Annotated in this window: 18 protein-coding genes; 11 read left to right on the forward strand and 7 right to left on the reverse strand. The window is 66.2% G+C overall.

Features of this window, described 5'->3' with window-relative positions; all coding sequences use genetic code 11:
* The first annotated feature begins 46 nt into the window (after positions 1 to 46).
* The 4 genes from ACZ5YA_RS08225 to ACZ5YA_RS08240 all read left to right on the forward strand — a co-directional run bounded on the left by ACZ5YA_RS08225 (position 47) and on the right by ACZ5YA_RS08240 (position 4,219).
* Positions 47 to 586 (forward strand): VOC family protein, encoded by a 540-nt coding sequence (locus tag ACZ5YA_RS08225; protein ID WP_059373431.1) that lies wholly within the window; start codon positions 47 to 49, stop codon positions 584 to 586.
* Between the two features lie 23 nt (positions 587 to 609).
* Positions 610 to 1,887 carry a ribulose-bisphosphate carboxylase large subunit family protein gene (locus ACZ5YA_RS08230; protein WP_464092356.1) on the forward strand — a complete coding sequence of 426 codons (1,278 nt, stop codon included), beginning with the start codon at positions 610 to 612 and terminating at the stop codon, positions 1,885 to 1,887.
* A complete protein-coding gene (locus ACZ5YA_RS08235; RefSeq protein WP_464092357.1) occupies positions 1,884 to 3,233 on the forward strand; it encodes a four-carbon acid sugar kinase family protein in 1,350 nt (449 codons plus the stop codon). Before ACZ5YA_RS08230 ends, ACZ5YA_RS08235 begins: the two co-directional genes overlap by 4 nt.
* 74 nt (positions 3,234 to 3,307) lie before the next feature.
* The gene (locus ACZ5YA_RS08240; RefSeq protein WP_464092358.1) at positions 3,308 to 4,219 is read left to right on the forward strand and encodes an energy transducer TonB family protein; all 912 of its coding nucleotides are present in this window, start codon (positions 3,308 to 3,310) and stop codon (positions 4,217 to 4,219) included.
* On the opposite strand, the gene ACZ5YA_RS08245 is transcribed toward ACZ5YA_RS08240, so the two are convergent.
* Positions 4,216 to 4,938 (reverse strand): GntR family transcriptional regulator, encoded by a 723-nt coding sequence (locus ACZ5YA_RS08245; protein ID WP_118934867.1) that lies wholly within the window; start codon positions 4,936 to 4,938, stop codon positions 4,216 to 4,218. The two genes, ACZ5YA_RS08240 and ACZ5YA_RS08245, sit on opposite strands and share 4 nt — an antisense overlap.
* Positions 4,939 to 5,049: 111 nt before the next feature.
* Here ACZ5YA_RS08245 and ACZ5YA_RS08250 point away from each other — a divergent pair, with 111 nt between their 5' ends.
* The 5 genes from ACZ5YA_RS08250 (at position 5,050) to ACZ5YA_RS08270 (ending at position 10,992) form a co-directional block, all read left to right on the forward strand.
* Positions 5,050 to 6,063 carry an Ldh family oxidoreductase gene (locus tag ACZ5YA_RS08250; RefSeq protein WP_223283248.1) on the forward strand — a complete coding sequence of 338 codons (1,014 nt, stop codon included), beginning with the start codon at positions 5,050 to 5,052 and terminating at the stop codon, positions 6,061 to 6,063.
* A 31-nt stretch (positions 6,064 to 6,094) separates the two neighbouring features.
* Positions 6,095 to 7,318, forward strand: coding sequence for an iron-containing alcohol dehydrogenase (locus ACZ5YA_RS08255; protein WP_464092359.1), 1,224 nt, complete (start codon positions 6,095 to 6,097; stop codon positions 7,316 to 7,318).
* Positions 7,319 to 7,352: 34 nt separating this feature from the next.
* The gene (locus tag ACZ5YA_RS08260) at positions 7,353 to 8,801 is read left to right on the forward strand and encodes an NAD-dependent succinate-semialdehyde dehydrogenase (protein ID WP_059373440.1); all 1,449 of its coding nucleotides are present in this window, start codon (positions 7,353 to 7,355) and stop codon (positions 8,799 to 8,801) included.
* A gap of 70 nt (positions 8,802 to 8,871) precedes the next feature.
* Positions 8,872 to 9,960, forward strand: a complete 1,089-nt coding sequence (locus tag ACZ5YA_RS08265; protein ID WP_118932658.1) for an isocitrate/isopropylmalate dehydrogenase family protein — start codon at positions 8,872 to 8,874, stop codon at positions 9,958 to 9,960.
* Positions 9,961 to 10,008: 48 nt separating this feature from the next.
* On the forward strand, positions 10,009 to 10,992 hold the full coding sequence (locus ACZ5YA_RS08270) for a Bug family tripartite tricarboxylate transporter substrate binding protein (RefSeq protein ID WP_059373444.1): 984 nt from the start codon (positions 10,009 to 10,011) through the stop codon (positions 10,990 to 10,992).
* 15 nt (positions 10,993 to 11,007) lie between these two features.
* On the opposite strand, the gene ACZ5YA_RS08275 is transcribed toward ACZ5YA_RS08270, so the two are convergent.
* From ACZ5YA_RS08275 to ACZ5YA_RS08300, 6 genes are all read right to left on the reverse strand, one after another.
* Positions 11,008 to 13,347 carry a DNA internalization-related competence protein ComEC/Rec2 gene (locus ACZ5YA_RS08275; protein ID WP_464092360.1) on the reverse strand — a complete coding sequence of 780 codons (2,340 nt, stop codon included), beginning with the start codon at positions 13,345 to 13,347 and terminating at the stop codon, positions 11,008 to 11,010.
* A gap of 236 nt (positions 13,348 to 13,583) precedes the next feature.
* Positions 13,584 to 14,516: an SDR family NAD(P)-dependent oxidoreductase gene (locus tag ACZ5YA_RS08280; RefSeq protein WP_464092361.1), complete on the reverse strand. Its 933-nt coding sequence runs from the start codon at positions 14,514 to 14,516 to the stop codon at positions 13,584 to 13,586.
* A 2-nt stretch (positions 14,517 to 14,518) separates the two neighbouring features.
* Positions 14,519 to 16,060: an AMP-binding protein gene (locus ACZ5YA_RS08285; RefSeq protein WP_464092362.1), complete on the reverse strand. Its 1,542-nt coding sequence runs from the start codon at positions 16,058 to 16,060 to the stop codon at positions 14,519 to 14,521.
* A 188-nt stretch (positions 16,061 to 16,248) separates the two neighbouring features.
* A complete protein-coding gene (locus ACZ5YA_RS08290) occupies positions 16,249 to 16,668 on the reverse strand; it encodes a MaoC/PaaZ C-terminal domain-containing protein (RefSeq protein WP_251881921.1) in 420 nt (139 codons plus the stop codon).
* A gap of 11 nt (positions 16,669 to 16,679) precedes the next feature.
* Positions 16,680 to 17,126, reverse strand: coding sequence for a MaoC family dehydratase N-terminal domain-containing protein (locus ACZ5YA_RS08295; RefSeq protein ID WP_280015864.1), 447 nt, complete (start codon positions 17,124 to 17,126; stop codon positions 16,680 to 16,682).
* 110 nt (positions 17,127 to 17,236) lie between these two features.
* Complete coding sequence (locus ACZ5YA_RS08300; protein WP_464092363.1) at positions 17,237 to 17,746, reverse strand: hypothetical protein; 510 nt, start codon at positions 17,744 to 17,746, stop codon at positions 17,237 to 17,239.
* On the opposite strand from ACZ5YA_RS08300, the gene ACZ5YA_RS08305 reads away from it, so the two are divergent.
* Complete coding sequence (locus ACZ5YA_RS08305) at positions 17,730 to 18,893, forward strand: thiolase C-terminal domain-containing protein (protein WP_464092364.1); 1,164 nt, start codon at positions 17,730 to 17,732, stop codon at positions 18,891 to 18,893. The genes ACZ5YA_RS08300 and ACZ5YA_RS08305 overlap by 17 nt on opposite strands.
* 55 nt (positions 18,894 to 18,948) lie before the next feature.
* The gene (locus ACZ5YA_RS08310; protein ID WP_251881544.1) at positions 18,949 to 19,692 is read left to right on the forward strand and encodes a TetR/AcrR family transcriptional regulator; all 744 of its coding nucleotides are present in this window, start codon (positions 18,949 to 18,951) and stop codon (positions 19,690 to 19,692) included.
* Positions 19,693 to 19,740 lie beyond the last annotated feature (48 nt).

The following is a 19,740-nucleotide window of genomic DNA, read 5'->3' on the forward strand; positions in this document are numbered from 1 at the left end:
CCGCATCCTCCCGACATCCTCAAACCTCTCCCGCAAAGAATCCATCATGAGTCGTTTCCTGGGCGAAATCCGCCAACTCGGTTATGTGGTGCACGACATCGAAGCCGCCATGGACTACTGGAGCAGCACGCTGGGCGTGGGCCCCTGGTACTACAACCCGCGCGTGCCCATCGTCAACTACCAGTACGACGGCGCGCGCCACGAACCGCACAACTCGGTGGCGCTGGCCAACTCCGGCTTCGTGCAGGTCGAACTGATCCAGACCCGCAACGACGTGCCCTCCATGTACCGCGACTTCCTGCAGGCCGGCCGCACCGGGCTGCAGCACGTGGCCTACTGGACCGAAAGCTACGACGCCGACCTGGAGCGCCTGCTGGCGCAGGGCTTCAAGCCCAAGATGAGCGGCGAAGTGGGCGAGAAAGGCCGCTTCATCTACTTCGACACCGAGTACCACCCGGGCACCGTGATCGAACTGTCCGAAGTCGCCGGTCCCAAGGGCCGCCTGTTCGACCTGATCCGCGACAGCGCCCGCGATTGGGACGGCAAGGACCCCGTGCGCCCCTTTCCCGACCTCAACCGGATCTGATTCCCTTACCCGCCACCGCCGCCATGAATTCCCAATCGTTTAGCGCCACCTACCTGATCGAAACCCCGCTGGACCCCGCAAAGGTCGCGGAGATCATGGCCGGCGAGCAATCCTGCGGCACCTTTACCCGGGTGCAGGGCGAAACCGACGAGCTGCGCGCCCGTGCCCGCGCGCGCATCGAGTCCATCGAGCCCCTGGAATCCGTGTCCGCGCCCAGCCTGCCCAACGCCTGGCTGGCTCGCCAGCCGGGCGGCATGCCCGGCCGCTACCAGCGCGCCCGCGTGCGCATCGCCTTTCCCGTCGCCAACGTCGGCGCCAACCTGCCGACGCTGGCTGCCACGGTAGGCGGCAACCTGTACGACCTGGGCGAAGTCACCGGGCTGCGCCTGGAAAGCATGGAGCTGCCGGCCAACTACCGCGCCCAGTTCGACATGCCGCGCGCGGGCATCGCCGGCACGCGCCAACTGACCGGCGTCGCCCACGGTCCGCTGATAGGCACCATCATCAAGCCCAACGTCGGCCTGTCGCCCGAACAGACCGCGCATCTGGCGGCCCAGCTATGCGCCGCGGGCGTGGACTTCATCAAGGACGACGAGGTCTGCGCCAACCCCGCCCACGCGCCGCTGGCCCAGCGCGTCGCCGCCGTCATGGCGGTGGTGCGCGCGCACCGCGAACGCACCGGGCGCCAGGTCATGGTGGCGTTCAACATCAGCGACGAAACCGACGCCATGCGCCGCCACGCAGACCTGATTGAACGCGAAGGCGGCACCTGCGTCATGGCCAGCCTGAACCATTGCGGCTACTCGGCCATCCAGACCCTGCGCCGCAGCACGCCGCTGGCGCTGCATGGGCATCGCAACGGCTACGGCGCGCTGTCTCGTGACCCCTTGCTGGGCGTGGGCTTCCAGGCCTACCAGACGCTATGGCGACTGGCCGGCATGGACCATATGCACGTGCACGGCCTGCAGGGCAAGTTCGCCCAGGAAGACGCCGAAGTCGTCGAGTCGGCGCGCGACTGCCTGGCCTCGCTGACCCCCGGAATCGACGACCCCGTCATGCCGGCATTCTCGTCCGGACAATGGGCCGGCACCGTGCCCGCCACCTGGGCCGCCGTGCGCAGCGACGATCTGCTGTTCATGTCCGGCGGCGGCATCCTCGCCCACCCGGACGGCCCCGCCGCGGGCGTGCTCAGCATCCGCCAGGCCTGGCAGGCCATGCGCGACGGCGAGCGCCTGGAAGACTACGCGCGCAACGCGCCGGAACTGCGCCGCGCCATCGAACGCTTCGGCGGCCGCGCATGAATTCAGCGGTGCAAGAAGAAACGCGGCCGCGGCTGGGCTGGTACGGCGACGACTTCACCGGCGCCACCGACACGCTGGCCGAAACCGCCCGCGCCGGCCTGCGCAGCCTGCTGTTCCTGGGCGTGCCCACGCAGGAACAACTGGAGCGCGCCGGGCCGCTGGACGCCATCGGCATCGCGGGCGCGGCGCGCGGCATGGCGCCGGCCGACATGCAGGCCGAACTGCGCGCCGTGGGCCGCTACATGGCGGGCGCGGGCGTGCGCGTGCTGCACTACAAATGCTGCTCCACCTTCGACAGCGCGCCGCATGTGGGCAGCATCGGCGCAGCCGTGCGCGAGCTGCGCCGCCACATGCCCAACCCGCTGGTGCCTATCGTGGGCGGGCAGCCCAGCATCGGCCGCTATTGCAGCTTCGCCCAGCTGTTCGCGCGCGCGGGGTCCGCGCCCGAGATCCACCGCATCGACCGCCATCCGGTCATGAGCGCGCATCCCGTCACCCCCATGCACGAGGCCGACCTGCGCCTGCACCTGGCGGCGCAGGGCTTGGCGGACATCCGCTCCTTGCCGCACACGGCCTACCCGCGCCTGCGGCGGGCGGCGGATGCGCCGCTGCTGGACGACTGGATGAACCAGGTCATCGACAGTACCGACGGGCCGCTGCTGCTGGATCTGGTCGACGAAGAACAGCTGGCCATCATCGGCCGCCTCATCTGGCGCGCGGCGTCCTGCCTGCCGCTGCTGGCGGTCGGCCCCAGCAGCGTGCAGCAGGCGCTGGCCCGCGCCATGCCAACCGGCGGCACAAGCGCCGCGGCCGCGCCGCTGCAAGCGGCCTCGGGTCCGGTGCTGGCGGTCGCCGGCAGCCTGTCTCCGGTCACGGCCAGGCAGATCGCCGCGTGCCGGCAATACCAGCGCCAGCCGCTGCAGGCGGAACGGCTCTTGCGGGACCCTGCCTATGCCGCGCAACAGGCGCAGCTGGCCGCCGCCACGCTGGCACAGGGCCGCAACGTACTGGCGCACACCGACCGGCCCGCCCAGCCCCTCGCCCCACATCAGACCGCTGCAACCGCCCGCGCCACCGGCCAACTGGTGGCGGACATCGTGCGCGCCAGCGCGCAAGCCGGCGCGCGCCTGTCGCGCATCGGCATCGCCGGCGGCGATACCTCCAGCCAGGCCACCCTGGCCCTGGGCGTCTGGGGCCTGGCGTTCCGCTGCGTGCTGGCGCCGGGCGTGACGGTCAGCCTGACCCGCAGCGACGACCCCGTGACAGACGGCATCGAGCTGATGCTCAAGGGCGGGCAGATGGGCGGCGATCTGCTGTTCGATGAGCTGGCGTCGGGGCAGCGCTGAAGCGTGCGCGTCCGGGTTATGCTGCGCCGGTGCGCCCAGCCGGCGGGCGCCGCATCCCCAGGAGACTTGCCCACATGAACTGGCCGATACGCGCCTGCGCCATGGCCGCGATCGCCTTGTGCGCGTCCACGGCGGTTTCAGCCGCCGCCCCCGCCAATCAGGCCGAGTGGACCACCGGCGCAATGCGCAAGCTGCAGAGCCATCTGGAAATGCCCTCGGAGGCGTACGAACTTGACGGTCCCCTAAGCCTGCGCCTGCGCCTCACCGTCCTGCGGGACGGCAAGATCGAGGCGGTGGACCTGGCCAGTTCCTCGGGCTATGTCGCCGTCGACAAGGCCGCGGTCCGCATGGTCCGGCGCGCCAGCCCGCTGCCCGCCTTCACCAGCGACATGCGCGCCGACAGGCAAATCCTGATGCTGCCGGTGCGGTTCCAGATGATCGACGAGCCCGCCAGCGACGCCGAGCGCCGCTATGCCGACCGGACGCGCGGATTCGGCGTAGCGGTGCCGGCGGCATATCGGATCGTGAAGCACGGCAAGTCCGACGAATTCGACGTGCTGGTCGAGATCGTCCGCGCCAACGGCGCGCCGCAAGTCCCGGATGCGGCCGGCTACCTGTGCGGCATCGGCTTCAGCACGCCGCGCAAATCGCTGAAGACGCATCCCGGCGCCGAAGCGCCGCCCTCTGCCGCCGAGCGCATGGCCGCGGCCGAGGCGATCCTGGCCGCGCAGGGCGAATCGCCCGAGCAGCGCAGCGGCTTTGAGTTGCAAGGCGCCAAGGGCATCGACTATGTCGCGCCCGCAGGCGCCCGGCCGGATGGCACCCGCCTGCGGGAGTACAACGCGCTGGTGGATACGGCGACGCTGCGCGTGGCCATGCGCTGCACAGTGGCAAGCGAAGACATGCCGGCAGCCCTGCCCGCGTTCCGCAAGATACGGGACGGCATCAGCCTGGGCGGACAAGCGCCCGGACCCGCCGCGCGCTAATCCAACATTTCGAAGTACGGCGCCATGCGCTCGCGCGACCTGAGGATGTGGTCGCGCATGGCATCCTGCGCGCCTTCAGCGTCACGCTCGTTCAGCGCCCGCACGATGCGCGCGTGCTCGGTCACGGCTTCTTCCGTAACCCGCGAGTGAAAACGCAGCCGGAACAGATGGGTATGCGCATACAACCGGGCCAGCGCTTCGGCAAGCAGCTCATTGCCGCTCTGTTCCGCGATCCAGGAGTGGAACTGCGCGTCCAGCACGGCGAATTTGCCATAGGCCACGCGCGCGTCATCGGCGCTCGGGGCGCTCATCGCCGCAGACAGCGCCGCCAGTTCCTGCAGTGACGCGTCCGTCATGCGTTGCGCCGCCAGCCCTGCCCCGAATGGCTCCAGCTGCAAACGCAATTCGTACATCTGCTCGAAACGCCTGCGCGTAGGCATGGGCGCCGCGCTGTATCCCACGTGATGCGTCTTGACCACCAGCCCTTCGGTTTCAAGCCGGATCAGCGCGGCGCGTATCGGCGTTTGCGAGACGCCTAGCTCACGCACCAGCGCATCGACCGCGATACGCATGCCGGGCGCGATCTTCAGGGAAATGAGCTGCGACAGCAGCGTTTCATAGACCTCATCGCCCAACGACCGCACGCGCTCGCCCAGGCGCTGGCCGGCCGCGGGCAGGGTCGAGAGTACGGCTGCGGAACCGCGAGAGAGTGTCGTCATGGTTGTTTCACCCTGATTTGCCAACTATGTGTTGACGTCCAATTTGTTACGAGGTTAGCATAAATCAGATCGTATTTCAGATCCGATCGGATTTAACAACTTAACGACACTATGACGACAACGATAAAAATGGGGGAGGCACGGCAGGTCTGCATCCGCGCACTGGAACTGGCCGGAACCCCGGCCGACCACGCCGCGACGCAGACCGACCTGCTGCTTGAAGCCGAATTGCGCGGCCGCGCGTCCCACGGCCTGTTGCGCCTGCCGCGCATCATCGAACGCATCCACAACGGCGTGGCCGACCCGAAGACCCGCGGCACGGCCGTCTGGCGCTCCCCAGCCTTCCTGGACATGGATGGCGAGCGCGGCCTGGGTCCGGTGATCGCGCTGGCAGCCCTGGAGCAGATCCGCGAACGCGCCCGCGAGACGGGAATCGCCATCGCCGCGGTCAGCAACAACAACCATATCGGCATGCTGGCGCTCTACGCGGAAAGAGCGGCGCGCGAAGGCCAGATCCTTTTGGCCCTGTCGACCAGCGAGGCCCTGGTCCATCCCTGGGGCGGCCGCCACGCCCTGATCGGCACCAATCCTATCGCCATCGGCGTGCCCACCGCGGACGAACCGTTCGTGCTGGACATGGCCACCAGCCAGGTCGCCATGGGCAAGATCCACGACTACGCCAACCATGGCCGGCCGCTCGATCCGGGCTGGGCGCTCGACGGCGCCGGCAACCCCACCACGGATGCCGAAGCTGCCAAGGCGGGCGCACTGGCCCCCTTCGGTGAAGCCAAGGGTTACGCGCTGGGCCTGGCGTTCGAGGTCCTGGTCGCCAGCCTGACGGCATCCGCGCTGGGCAATGCCGTCAAGGGCACGCTGGATTCCAGCGAAATATGCAACAAGGGCGACGTCTTCATCGCGATCGAGGCTGGGTCGGGCGGGATTGCCAGCCGCGTCACCAGATACCTGGATGACATCCGCGCCTGCCCTGCCCTGCTGCCCGGGCGGCCCGTCGCGGTGCCAGGCGATCGGGCGCGCACCGAACGCCGCCTGCGGCTGGATAGCGGCATGGAACTGGCCGACGAGGTCTGGCGCCGCATCCTCGATCTCGCGCAACGCACCGCCTGAATTTCCCAAGACTCCCCTTCAAGGATCCACAATGAATGAATTGTTTGGAATCATGCGCGCACCGCGCGCCGTGCTGTTTGGCAACGGCCAGCGTCTTGCGCTGGGCCGCGTCGCGGCCGCCCTGGGCCAGCGCGCGCTGATCTGCACCGACGAGCGCTTCGCCGCCACGGCGGAAATGTCCGAACTGCTGGCCACGCTGGAAAGCGCCGGCGTGCGCGTCCAGGTGTACGACCGCACCCAGCCGGACCTGCCCGTCGAGGGCGTCTACGAATGCGTGGCAGCGCACGGCGCGTTCCAACCACAGGTAATCGTCGGACTGGGTGGCGGCAGTTGCCTGGACATGGCCAAGCTGGTCAGCCTGTTGCTGACGCATGGCGGGAAGGCCTCCGATTACTACGGTGAATACAAGGTGCCTGGCCCGGTGTTACCCGTGATCGCGCTGCCCACCACATCGGGCACGGGCTCCGAGGTCACGCCAGTCGCCGTGCTGGCCGATAGCGCCCGTGATCTGAAGGTGGGCGTCTCCAGTCCGCACCTGATTCCCCACACCGCCATCTGCGATCCTGAACTGACGCTGACCTGCCCCAAGGGACTGACCGCCATCGCCGGCGCCGACGCCTTGACCCATGCCATCGAGGCCCTGACCGCGGTCCGCCGCAGTCCGGATGCCGACATTGCGCAGACCCGCGTATTCGTCGGCAAGAACGCCTTCAGCGACCAGCAGGCGCTGATTGCCATCCGCGCGCTCGCGTCCTATCTGCCCCGCGCCGTCGACGACGGCGCCGACCTTCATGCCAGGGGCCAGGTCATGGCCGCGGCGCTGGCCGCTGGCCTGGCCTTCGGCGTGGCGGGCACCGCGGCGGCGCACGCCATCCAGTACCCGATCGGCGCGCTGACGCACACGGCGCACGGCGCGGGCGTGGCAACCCTGATGCCCTATGTCATGGATTTCAACGCAACGGCCTGCAGCGCCGACTATGCGGCCATCGCTACGGCGATGGGGGACACGGAAACCGATCCCGCGCGCCTCGCCGCCCGCGCGCCGCGCCATGTGTATGACCTGTTCTCGCGCATCGGCATCCCTGCGACGCTGGCCGGACTGGGCGTGCGCGCCGACCAGCTCGAATGGATCGCCGCGCAGTCCATGCTGGCCGCGCGCCTGGTCACGAACAACCCGCGCCCGCTGGACCAGGACGGCATCGCCGCCATCGTGGCCGCCGCCTACGCGGGACACGGCTCGTTTCGCGCATCTTGATAACCCGCCTTCCACCCACATCCGGAGCTGACGCATGACCATCGAGGCTAACAAGCTGTCCACAGACCTTTACATCGACGGCGCCTGGCGCGCCTCCACCTCGGGCCGTCGCATCGACGTGTACGACCCGTCCACCGAACAGGTGATCGCCAGCGTGGCGGACGCGACGCTCGAAGACGCCGCCGCGGCCGTGGACGCAGCGGCGCGCGCCGCCGCCGGCTGGGCAGCCACGCCCGCGCGCCAGCGCGGCGAAATCCTGCGCAAGTGCTATGAACTGATGATCCGCGACGCCGACCATCTGGCACGTCTGATTTCCCAGGAAAACGGCAAGGCGCTGACCGACGCGCGCGGCGAGGTCGCCTACGCCGCCGAGTTCTTCCGCTGGTTTTCCGAGGAGGCGGTGCGCATCAATGGCGATATCAGCGTATCGCCCAGCGGCGCCAGCCGCATCATCGTGCAATACCAGCCCATAGGCATCGCATTGCTGGTCACGCCGTGGAACTTCCCCGCGGCCATGGCCACCCGCAAGATTGCGCCCGCGCTGGCCGCCGGTTGCACCTGCATCCTCAAACCCGCCACCGAGACCCCCTTGACCGCCTACGCCGTCATGCGCCTGCTGGAAGAGGCCGGCGTGCCTGCGGGCGTGGTCAACGTACTGACGACCTCCTCGGCGGGCAAGTTCGCCAACGCGGTGCTGGACGATCCGCGCGTGCGCAAGCTCTCCTTCACCGGCTCGACGGAAGTGGGCCGCGTGCTGCTGCGCAAGGCGGCGGATTCCGTCATCAGCTGCTCGATGGAACTGGGCGGCAACGCGCCGTTCCTGGTCTTCGACGACGCGGATATCGATGCCGCCGTGGAAGGCGCCATGATCGCCAAGATGCGCAACGGCGGCGAAGCCTGCACGGCGGCCAATCGCTTCTACGTGCAGCGCGGCGCGGTCGAGGAATTCAGCGCCCGCTTCGCCGTACGCATGGCCGCGCTGAAAACCGGCGACGGCGTCGATCCCGGCACGCAATGCGGCCCCTTGGTCAATGCGGGCGCGGTGGACAAGGTGGCATCGCTGGTGGCCGACGCCGTCGCCAAGGGTGCGCGGATCAAGGCCGGCGGCAAGCGGCTGGACCGCGCCGGTCACTTCTACGAGCCCACCGTGCTGGTGGATGTGCCCGCCGATGCCGACCTGCTTGCTGAAGAAATCTTCGGTCCCGTGGCGCCCATCGTGGCGTTCGATACCGAGGACGAAGCCGTGGCCTTGGCCAATGCCACCGAGTATGGGCTGGTGGCATACGTCTATACGCGCGACCTGGCGCGTGGACTGCGCGTATCGGAACGCATCGAAAGCGGCATGATCGCCCTGAACCGCGGCCTGGTATCGGATCCCGCGGCGCCGTTCGGCGGCGTCAAGCAAAGCGGCCTGGGCCGCGAAGGCGCGCACCATGGGCTGCTGGAGTTCATGGAAGCCAAGTACATATCGACCAATTGGTAAGCCCTGACGGCCGCGTCCCGGACGCGGCCGTCCCTCTGATTGCAAAACCCTCACGAGGAGACAGCCACACATGGCTAAGTATGAAATTGCGACCATCGACGGCGATGGCATCGGTCCGGAGGTCTGCCAATCGGCAATCACCGTACTGAAGGAAGCCTGCGGCGCCGACCTGCTCTCATTCAGCAGCTACGACGGCGGCGCCGATCACTACGTCAGGTCGGGCCAGGTTTTGCCCGACGACACCTACGCAGCCTGCAAGGCGGCCGACGCCATCCTGCACGGCGCGGCGGGCATGCCGGGCGTGACCTATCCCGACGGCACCGAAGTCGGAAACGACCTGCATCTGCGCCTGCGCTTCCGGCTGGACCTGTACGCCAACGTGCGCCCGATCCGCCTATACCAGGGCGTCGATTCGCCGCTCAAGCATTTCAAGCCCGGACAGATCGACTACGTCATCGTGCGCGAAAACACCGAAGGCCTGTACGCCAGCCGCGGCGGCGGCATCGTGCTGCGCGACGAAGTGGCGACCGACACCATCGTCGTCACCCGCAAGGGCATCGAACGCGTCGCCCGCTTTTCCTTTGAGCTGGCACGCCAGCGCAACGGCGCACCGCGTGACGGCAAGCGCCGCGTCACGGTATGCGACAAGGCCAACATCCTGCGCACCTACGCCTTCTTTCGCGCGGTCTGCGATGACGTGGCCGCCAGCTATCCCGACGTCGAAATCGATTACGCCTATGCCGACGCCATCACGGTGCACATGCTCAAGCGGCCGGATTTCTATGACGTGATCGTGGCGGAAAACATGTTCGGCGACATCATCTCCGACCTGGGCGCCGCCACGATAGGCGGCATGGGCCTGTCGGCCTCCGCAGAACTGGGCGACACCCATGGGCTCTTCCAGGGCGCGCACGGATCCGCGCCCGACATTGCCGGCCAAAACGCCGCCAGTCCGCTGGCCACCATCCTGTCGGGCGCGCTCATGCTGCGCTGGCTGGGCGACAAGCATGCCGATGCCGCGCTCTCCGAATCCGCGCAACGCATCGAGCGCGCGGTCGAACAGGTGCTCGCCAAAGGCGACCACGTGCCACGCGACCTGGGCGGCACGGCAAGCTGCACCGACATGACCGACGCCGTCTGCCGCGCGTTGTCGCGCTGACGGCCAGGCCGATCCCCACCTAGAAAAGAGAATACGAGGAGACACCCCATGCTACGCATCACCCCCTTCCTGTGCGCCGCCCTGACCGCGGCAGCCTTTGCCGCTCCCGCCGCCGCCCAGGACTATCCCAGCCGCGCCATCACGGTCATCGTGCCCTTCGCGCCCGGCGGCACCAGCGACACGCTGGGCCGCCTGGTGGCCACGTCGCTGTCCAAGCAACTGGGCCAGACGGTGGTCGTCGAAAACTCCGGCGGGGCCGGCGGCCTCATCGGCATGCAGAAGCTGCAGAAGAGCGCACCGGACGGCTACACCCTGGCCTTCAACAACATGTCGCTGGCGATCCTGCCGCATCTGCATCCCAAGGCCAACTACGATCCGCAAAAGGAATTGGCGCCCATCGGCATCGTCGCGACCGTGCCCATGGTGCTGTCGGTCAGCAACAAGAGCGGCATCCAGGATCTGCCCGCCATGCTCAAGCGCATCCGCGACGCGAACGCCGTCAAGCTCAACCTGGGCTCAAGCGGGCCGGGCAGCACGGCGCACCTGGCCGAGGCCATGTTTCTGCACTTCGCCGACGCACGCGGCGAACTCATTCCCTATCGCGGCACGGGTCCCGCGCTGACCGACTTGATGAGCGGCATGATCGACGGGGTCATCGACCAGACCGTGACCATGCTGCCGCTGCATCAGGACAAGCGCGTCAAAGCCATTGCAGTGACCGGAACTGCGCGCCTGACGCAAAGTCCGGACATCCCCACCTTTGCCGAGGGCGGGCTGCCTGAGTTCGATCTGGCTATCTGGAATGGCCTGGTGGCGCCGGCTGGCACGCCGCAGCCTGTGGTCGAAAAACTGGCCGCCGCCCTATCGCAAGCGATAGACACCCCCGAGTTCAAGACTCGTCTGGAACAATTGGCGGCGCAAGCGCCTACCACGCAGGAACGCGGCCCCATCGCATTCTCCGATCTGCTCAAGCGCGACTCGCAACGCGTATCGTCGCTGGTCAAGAGCGCGAACCTGCTCGGCGCCAATTGAACGCCGCGGGCGGCCTCAGCGCCCATGCCAGTACCGCCGCCCGCGCTCACGCTCTGCCCATACCTCCAGCCCCCCGGCGCCTGAAGTCGCCATCACCGCGCCGTCGCGGTCGCTGCGCCAGAACGCCGCGCCGGCGCGCGTCCACCGCAACTCCACCGCCCGGGCCGGATGGCGGAAGCGGTTCAGATGCCCTGCCTGCGCGATCGCATGGCCGGCGGCGGACGCGTCCACCAGATCCCGGCCCGAGGACGATGCCGAACCGTGATGCGGCGCCATCACCACGTCGACCTGGGGCAATGCCTGGGCCAGCGCATTTTCCTGAGCCACGCCCACGTCGCCCGTCAGCAGCAGCGCATGCGATGTACCTTGCACCAGCAGCACGCAGCTATCGGCATTGCGGCCCTCTCCCTTCTTGCCACCGCCATCGGCGGGATTCAGGAAGGTGAACGCCACGCCGTCCGCCTCCCAACTCATGCCGCGCTGGCAACGCCCCATGTCGGCGGGCAATGGCGGCGCGGCGCTGCCGGCTTGCGGCCACATCCGGATATCGCGTCGCAGGAACGCAGCCAGATCGAACGATGTGTAGCTGCGCCCAGCCGGAACCGCCGCCAGCACCGCGCGCAATCCGCCCACGTGGTCCAGATCGGCATGCGACAGGACCAGCACGTCCAGCTGCCGGATGCCCCGCGCCAGCAGGAACGGCGCGACGACGCGCTCGCCCGCGTCGCTGCCGCCGTAATGACGCGGCCCCGCGTCGAACAGCAAGGCCTGGCTGGCCGTCTCAACCAGGATGGCGCTGCCCTGCCCCACATCCATCGCGCTCATGCGCCAATATCCCGGCTCGAGCCGGTCGGGCCGCCAAAACAGCAACGGCAGCATGCAGAGCCACCCCAGATGCCTGCCCGGCCACCCGCGCACCTGTAGCGCCCACGCCATGCCCGCCACGGCCAACAGCAGCCATGGCCATGGCGCAGCCGCAACCGGCATGCTGGCCCACGACGCGTTGCCCACCCAGGACACCGGCGCCATGGTCAGGTCAAACGCCTGCAGACCCCATCGTCCGGCCAACTCGGCCAGCCCCTGCGCGCCCGGTAAAACCGATAAGGCCGCGCACAGCAAGGCCAGCGGCGTCACGATGAAGGTCACGACGGGGATCGCCACCGCATTGGCCAGCGGCGATCCCAGCGATAGCTGGTGCACCAGGTAAGCCAGCAAGGGGGTCAGGCCCACGGTCACCATCAGCTGCAGGCGCGCCGCCTGCGCCAGCCTGGCCGTGCAGCGCCGGCGCCAGCCGGCTTCGCGGTCAATCGGCGCGTCTGCGATGCGCAGTAGCACCGCCACCGCGCCGAACGACAACCAGAATCCCGCCGACACCGGCGCCCACGGATCCAGCGCCACGACCGCCGCAGCCGCGCACGCCAGCACCCGGCCGCCCGACAGCGGCAAACGCGACACCGCGGCCGCCAGCACCACCGACAGCATGAAGAACGTGCGGCGCGCCGGCACGCCCCAGCCGGCCAGCAGGCAATACAGCAGCGCGACCAGCGCGGCCGCGGCCCCGCCCGCCACCCGCGCAGGCACATGCTCGGCCAGCCCCGCGCCGCGCCACCGTCCTCGCCGCCACAGCGCCGCCACCAGCAACCCGGCGATGCCCGCGATCGACGTCACATGCATGCCGCTGATCGACACCAGATGGGTAATGCCGCTGCGGTTGAACAGCAGCCAGTCCTCGCGCGCCACGCCGGCCTGGTCGCCAATGGCCAAGGCGATCATCACCGGCGCGTAGCGATGCTCTCCCAAGGCCGCGCGCAAGCCCTCCCGCACGCTGTGGCGCGCCCGCTCAATGGCGATGCCTGGCGTCGCCCAGGGCCGGTCCGCCAGCAGCCTGGGCTGCCCGCGGACCGTAGCCACCGCCCGTATCCCTTGCGCGAACAGGCGCCCTTCCGCATCCGGTCCGGCTGGATTCAACAAGCCGTGCGGACGCCGCAACACCAGCGCCATGCGCCAGACTTGGCCGGGCTTGATTTCGGGAAGCAGCGCCTGCGGGCCGGGCGGCGCCTGCCAGGCGACCTGGATGCGTGAGGGAATGCCGGGCGGCGCGGGTTCGTCGAGTTCGGCCAGAAAGCGCTGGCTGCGCTCGTCGCCAGTGGGCAGGCTGGCCACGCGCAGCGCCAGGCGCGACACGGCGTCCTGGTGCTCGTCCGACAGCGCGTCGTCCAGCCGGAGTTGCGCCTGCAGGGCGGCATTGAGGAGGCCCGCGCACGCCCCCAATGCCAGCGCCGCAAGCGGGCGCGCAACGCCGCGGCGCATGCGCGGGCGAAGAACGAACGCAAACAGGCAGATTCCTGCCAGCACCCACTGGACGCCGGCGGCCGGGACTTGAGCAGATATCTGAACCAGCCCCGCGCCCGCCACAAACGCCATGCAGAAAATTCGGCCCGTGATTTCCGCCTCCCGAAATGGGATAGCGTAGGCCCAGGGGCGGCGCCGTAGCAGGTTGCGTGCACGGTTTCAGCCCTTACGGTCGAACGCAGTTTCGAAGAAACCGCGTCCGTTGCAAACCGCTCCGGCCGAAGCCCGCCTTAGCTCATCTAGCTGGCCGCCGCGTTGACAGGCGGCATCGCGAACACGCTCGGCGGCAGACCGTCGGCGACCTGCTTGAACGTCTTCTCCAGCATGGAAGACAATTGATCAAACTGCCACGGAGCGGCAGAGCTGATCTGACGTATCTCTTCGGGATTGCTGTACAGCCCGACATCGAAACCGCCGGCGGACAGTGTGCGCCCGTTGAGCCAACCCGAACGTTCGCTGGCGAGATACAACGCGATCGGCGCAATGTTCTCCGGCATGAGCGCTACCTTTCTGGCACTGTCCATATCGCCCCCCTTCTTGTCGCTGGGAATCGTGCCGGTCAGTCGCGTTGCCGCCAGCGGAGCGATGGCGTTGGCCGTAACGCCGTAGCGCGCAAGTCCTTGCGCCAAGGAATACGTCAGCCCCACCACGCCCATCTTGGCCGCGGCATAGTTCGCCTGCCCGGGCGACCCCTGCAGGCCCGAAGCCGAAGTGAAGTTGATGATGCGGTAGTTCCCTTCCGGGTTACGCTGCTGGCGGAAATAGGCCGCCGCCGGTTGAACGGTGCTGAAATGCCCCTTCAAATGCACGCGGATGACAGCGTCCCAATCGGCCTCGCTCATATTGAAGATCATCCGGTCGCGAAGTATGCCCGCGACATTGACGACGATATCGAGTTTCCCGAATTTCGCCACTGCCGTCTCGACCAGCCGCCGCCCCGTCGCAACGTCGGCGATGTCGCCCGCGTCAGCCACCGCGCTGCCCTTGAGATCGTTGATCTGTTCGGCGACGCGATGCACCGGGCCATTGTCGCCGCCAGTGCCGTCCGGTCCGGTTCCCAGATCGTTGATGACCAGATTCGCGCCCTCTCGCGCAAAGGCGAGGGCAATGGCCGCGCCGATTCCCTGTCCTGCTCCCGTGATGATCGCGGTACGGCCTTTCAGGATACCCATGCTCAATTCTCCGTTGTGGATGTGTTGTAACGATCTCTAAGAACATTTCTTTGCAGCTTGCCCGCCTCCGTGCGGGGCAGCTCTTCAAGAAATTCATACCGTCGCGGGCACTTGTAGCCAGCCAGCGTCGCGGCCGCATAGGCGCCGAGCTCTTGCATCAAGGCCGCGCGGTCGCCGCCTGCGTCCACGGGCTGTATGACCGCCAGCACGCTCTGCCCCCATTCAGGATCGTCCACGCCGATGACCGCAACATCCTTTACCGATTGGTGGCTGATCAGGCGGCCTTCGATTTCGGCGGGATAGATGTTCACACCGCCTGACAGGATCAGATCATTGCGGCGGTCAAGAATGAACAGGAAGCCATCCTCGTCGATGGTGCCGATGTCGCCGGAAGTCGCGTAGCCATCGACGAGATGAGTCGCCCGGGTCTTTGCTTCGTCCTTGTGATAGGCAAAGTCGGTCAAGCCATTGCGCGAATAGATCACGCCGACTTCGCCTGCCGGCAGCTCCTGGCCGTGCTCATCCACGATCTTGAGTGCCGTCCCGGGTACGGACTTCCCCACGGTTCCCGGCTTTCGGCGCCAGTCCTCCGGTCCCACCATCGAGTACATGCCAGCCTCGGTCGAACCAAGGTATTCCCAGATCCTTGGCCCGAACCAATCCAGCATCTTGTACTTGACGTCGATCGGGCAAGGCGCCCCGGCGTGCACTACGCATTTCAAACTTGAAATGTCGTATTTTTCACGGCCCTCGAGCCGCAACAATCTGACAAAATGCGTCGGCACCATATGTATGGTCGATACCTGATACTGCTCGATATCCCGCAACACCAGCTCAGCGTCGAATTTGTTGCGGCAGACGATCGTGTGGCCGCGATGCAGGGACGAGATCGCCCACGCCGCTGGCGCGGAGTGATACAGGGGCGAAAACACCAGATGACAACCGGCGTCGTGAGCGGCGCCAAACAGTGCCAGCATGTCGGGTTGATACGCAAGGACTTCCTCGGGGCTCTTGCCCGCAAGTTTGCGCTTCACCCCCTTGGGCATGCCGGTAGTGCCGGAGGTATAGCCCATCAATGAGCCTGCGCTGCGCTCTGCGGGGCTGCGGCTATCCCCCAGCAGTTCGTCGTACTCCTGCCAGCCAGCCGCTACCGCACCAACGGCAAAGCGCAAGTCTGGCAATTCGGCCGACACCAGGTTTTGCGCGAATTCATGCGATGCGATCAGTATCTTGGAATCGCTGTCGCGCACGATGTAGGCGACCTCGTCGGCGGTAAGGTGCCAGTTGACCGGTACCAGGTACAGCCCGAGCTGGCCCGTAGCCAAAGCCAGCTCGAAATAGGCCTGACAGTTCTTCAGCAGCACGGCGACGGCATCGCCGGTGCGCAAGCCCCGCGCACGTAGTCCGTTCGAGAGTCCGTTGACCCTGTCGAGCAACTGGCCAAAGGTCGTCGACGCGCCTTCGGGATCTATGTACGCAATACGTTCGGGGTGCCGGCAAGCGAAGCTGTAGAAACCTTTCGATTCGGGTCCTTGGCCATGCATGAGTCTTCCTCCGTGGGGTATTCGTTCTTATTTGGAAACCGCCGCCTGGCTTTACGGACGATTTTTGTCTGTAAATACTATTGACGCGATCATCTGCTGTCAAGCGGCAAAATCCATCGCTTTTTTCGTGGGCGTAGGACAGGTCGGCCTGCCGCAAGCGCGCAGACCATCGCCAGCCCGCGCCCGGATCAGAGGGCGGCGACTACGGCCTCGCCTATCAGCTTCTGCGCGCCATTCTGATCCTGGCAGCCCAGGCTTAGCCTGACCAGTTTCTCTCCATTGTCCTCGGACTTTTCGATCACCCGACCTATACATTTTGGCTGGTCGCCAACGTTGGTAATGCCGGTGAATCTCACCGACATGCTGCGTATGTCTTCCTGCGGCGCCAGCTTTGTCAGCAGTCTTCCCAGATATGCCGCCGAAAGCATGCCGTGCGCAAATACGTCCTGCATTTTTGCTTTCCTGGCGAAATCGATGTCCACATGGATCGGGTTGTGGTCGCCGGACGCGCCGCAGTACAGCGCCAAGGTGGTTCGGGTGATGGCCGGAATATCGGTCAGCGCAATCTCATCGCCAATGGAGACGGCCGAAAATTCAAGTCTTTGCACGTGCATGCTCCTTATCCGTTTCTGCGCTCGACGAGCGTGCTGCGAAGTTGGGCCACCGCTGCTCCGTCGGCGTCGCTTACGGCGGTTTCCATGACGACGAAATGCAGCAGGCCGTCCTTCTTGTCGTACACATCGGCCACCTTGGTTTCAAACTGCAGGACATCGCCCGCATAGACCATTTTTTGATAGGTGAACGCCTGCTCGGCGTGCAGAATGCGCGCCAGGTCCAGCTTCAGGATCGCCAGGGTGTTGCTGGCGCTCGCGACTTCGCTGTTGAGGCAGAACAGGAAAGTCGGCGGCACTGGAATGCCGCGGTACCCGGCGGCAAGCGCCGCGGACTCATCGGAGTAGATCGGATCGTGCTCCCCGATCGCCTTTGAAAAGAACTTCAACCGCCCCCTTTCTACCGTCGCGGTTCCGCGGGACAGGATCGTCCCGATGTCAGCTGGCTCAGCCATTGCGCATCTCCGTGGAAAAGAAATTCCGTTCTGGCGCGTACCGCCTGCCCAGGCCACCAGCCGCTCGCCGGCAGAACCGTTGACTTGCTCACGCACCAGCACTATTATTTTCAGACCATTTTCGTCTGAAATTCATCGTAGCACAGAAATTGCGGAGCTAAACAGCAAGTCGAAGCAACACCATCGTCAATCACACCGAAGCGACACACATGAAGCCCATACCCACGCCCGAAACCCTTCCATACTGGAACGCCGCGAAACAAGGCCGCCTCGAAATCCAGCATTGCGACGACTGCGGCAAGTTCTTTTTCTATCCCGGAATCTTTTGCCGGCATTGCCTTTCCGGGCAGGTCCGCTGGAAGCAGGTTTCCGGCAAGGCAAAACTGATCTCCTATGTCATCAATCACCGCCCCATCCCGGGCAATGAAGGCGCTTCGCCCATCATCGCGCTGGTCGAACTGGCCGAAGGTCCGCGCATGATGACCAATATCGTGGGCGTCGCGCCCCAGCCGGAAAACCTGGCATTGGACATGGATCTGGTCGTGGACTTCGTCCAGCGCGATGACATTTCGCTTCCTGTTTTCAGCCCGAGGTAACCAGCCAATGAGCAACATGAACATGCATGGCGGAAACGTAGCCATTGTGGGCGCGGCCGAAACCGATGAGATCGGCGTCCTGCCCTCCAAATCGGTGATCGCGCTCCATGCCGAAGCGGCAAGAAATGCGCTCCGCGACGCGGGCCTGTCCCCCTCGGATGTCGACGGCATCGCAACTGCGGGCCTGCTGCCCATGGAGGTCTCGCACTATCTGGGGATCACCCCCAGATGGATCGACGGCACCATGGTCGGCGGATGCAGTTTCCTTTCCCACGTGCGGCATGCAGCCGCAGCCATTGCGTCGGGAGCGGCGAACGTCGTCCTCATCACGCATGGCGAGTCCGGCCGCTCCAGGGTCGGAGCTCCCGCCTGGAACATCAACGCAGCGGCTGCGGACGGGCAATTCGAAGCGCCCTACGGCGCCGTGGCGCCTTACTCCACCTTTACCGTACCCGCGTTGCGCTTCCTGCATGACCGGGGCATGGGAACGCGGGATCTGGCGGAAGTCGTGGTTGCGCAACGGAAATGGGCAAGCCGCAACGCCCGCGCCATGCGCCGGGACATCGTCACGGCCGATGAGGTGCTCGCCGCGCCCGCCATCGCCTACCCGTTCACGCGCGACATGTGCTGCGTCGTCACCGATGGCGGCGGCGCCCTGGTCCTGACCAGCGCCGAGCGCGCCGCGGACCTGCCTTCGGCAAGCCGCGCAGTCTATCTGCTGGGTTCGGGCGAATCGGCCGAATCGCGGCTGGTTTCGCAAATGGAAGACGTAAGTTCGTTCCAGTCTTTCCGCCGGTCGGCCAAGGAAGCTTTCGAAACCAGCGGAATCAGCCATGGCGACGTGGATCACCTGATGTGCTATGACGCATTTGCGCACCTGCCGCTATACATGCTCGAAGACTTGGGATTCGTGCGCAAGGGCGAGTCCGGCGCGTTCATTGCCGATGGCAATACGCTGCCGTCCGGCCAATTGCCCATGAATACCAATGGAGGAGGCCTCTGCTACACTCACACGGGCATGTACGGCATGTTCGCCATTCAAGAAGCAGTACGGCAACTGCGGGGCTGCGCCGACGCTCAAGTTGAAAATGCGCAGCTCAGCTTCGTGCAAGGCGTGGGGCTGTTTTTTGCGGCATCGACCAGCCTGGTACTGTCTGCCAGCCGTCACTGATTCCTGCTCGCGGAGGTATGTCTGGCATCCACGCCGTGAGTCCCCACGCAGGAGCATGCGCTTTGACGGCATGCTCCGTTTTGCTTTATGGGGAGCCGTGCTCGCCATCCGCTCCGCATCCGAGGACAGCATCCTGAATTCGCCTACACCCATCCGCGGCCGCCCCGTAGATCCGACACTCGAACCCCGGGTCTTTGCCGCTACGCGTGTTCTATATAAAGAGCTGGGCTGGGCCGGGCTGACCATCGATGGCGTTGCACGCGCGGCGAAGGTCGGCAAGGCCGCCATATACAAGCGCTGGCCGAGCAAGGAAGCCTTGATCGCGGACACCTTGAAAGACCTATCCCCCCCGCTTCCGGATTTCGGCAATACCGGATCCCTGCGTGGCGACCTGGTCGCCCTGGCGGTCGGAATCTTGCGGTTCTACGCCCAGGGTTACGGACTCATCGTCACCCGCTTGCGCATCGAGGCAAAGCTCTTTCCTGAAGTGTTGGGAAAATCGCTGGCAGACTGGGAACGGAGCAGCCGCGACCACGGGCGGAAGATGATCCTGCAAGCGATGGAACGGCGGGAAATTCCCAAAGACGTGTCTCCGGCCCTGATACTCGACCTGGTCGCCGGCGCGCTGCTGAACCATTTCCTGTACACCCCGAACGACAAAATGGAATTGCTGCAGAAAAACTGCGCAAGCTACGCCGAAACGGTCGTCGACTTCGTTCTGCGCGGCGTGGACTACCGGCATCCCGCGCCCGACGGCAAGGCGCAGGGCGCCCCGGCCCGGCGGCCCCGAGCTTCATAGCGCGATATTTCCTGTATTGTTTCGGTGCTCGGCAAAATGCTTCACTCA

It is taken from the genome of Achromobacter sp. JCM 18799 (genome assembly GCF_055395645.1).

Excerpts from the sequence above, each read along its gene's own strand:
- ACZ5YA_RS08225 (WP_059373431.1), top strand. The coding sequence starts at position 47 with ATGAGTCGTTTCCTGGGCGAAATCCGCCAACTCGGTTATGTGGTGCAC.
- ACZ5YA_RS08230 (WP_464092356.1), top strand. The coding sequence starts at position 610 with ATGAATTCCCAATCGTTTAGCGCCACCTACCTGATCGAAACCCCGCTG.
- ACZ5YA_RS08235 (WP_464092357.1), top strand. The coding sequence starts at position 1,884 with ATGAATTCAGCGGTGCAAGAAGAAACGCGGCCGCGGCTGGGCTGGTAC.
- ACZ5YA_RS08240 (WP_464092358.1), top strand. The coding sequence starts at position 3,308 with ATGAACTGGCCGATACGCGCCTGCGCCATGGCCGCGATCGCCTTGTGC.
- ACZ5YA_RS08245 (WP_118934867.1), bottom strand. The coding sequence starts at position 4,938 with ATGACGACACTCTCTCGCGGTTCCGCAGCCGTACTCTCGACCCTGCCC.
- ACZ5YA_RS08250 (WP_223283248.1), top strand. The coding sequence starts at position 5,050 with ATGACGACAACGATAAAAATGGGGGAGGCACGGCAGGTCTGCATCCGC.
- ACZ5YA_RS08255 (WP_464092359.1), top strand. The coding sequence starts at position 6,095 with ATGAATGAATTGTTTGGAATCATGCGCGCACCGCGCGCCGTGCTGTTT.
- ACZ5YA_RS08260 (WP_059373440.1), top strand. The coding sequence starts at position 7,353 with ATGACCATCGAGGCTAACAAGCTGTCCACAGACCTTTACATCGACGGC.
- ACZ5YA_RS08265 (WP_118932658.1), top strand. The coding sequence starts at position 8,872 with ATGGCTAAGTATGAAATTGCGACCATCGACGGCGATGGCATCGGTCCG.
- ACZ5YA_RS08270 (WP_059373444.1), top strand. The coding sequence starts at position 10,009 with ATGCTACGCATCACCCCCTTCCTGTGCGCCGCCCTGACCGCGGCAGCC.
- ACZ5YA_RS08280 (WP_464092361.1), bottom strand. The coding sequence starts at position 14,516 with ATGGGTATCCTGAAAGGCCGTACCGCGATCATCACGGGAGCAGGACAG.
- ACZ5YA_RS08285 (WP_464092362.1), bottom strand. The coding sequence starts at position 16,060 with ATGCATGGCCAAGGACCCGAATCGAAAGGTTTCTACAGCTTCGCTTGC.
- ACZ5YA_RS08295 (WP_280015864.1), bottom strand. The coding sequence starts at position 17,126 with ATGGCTGAGCCAGCTGACATCGGGACGATCCTGTCCCGCGGAACCGCG.
- ACZ5YA_RS08305 (WP_464092364.1), top strand. The coding sequence starts at position 17,730 with ATGAGCAACATGAACATGCATGGCGGAAACGTAGCCATTGTGGGCGCG.
- ACZ5YA_RS08300 (WP_464092363.1), bottom strand. The coding sequence starts at position 17,746 with ATGTTCATGTTGCTCATTGGCTGGTTACCTCGGGCTGAAAACAGGAAG.
- ACZ5YA_RS08310 (WP_251881544.1), top strand. The coding sequence starts at position 18,949 with ATGCGCTTTGACGGCATGCTCCGTTTTGCTTTATGGGGAGCCGTGCTC.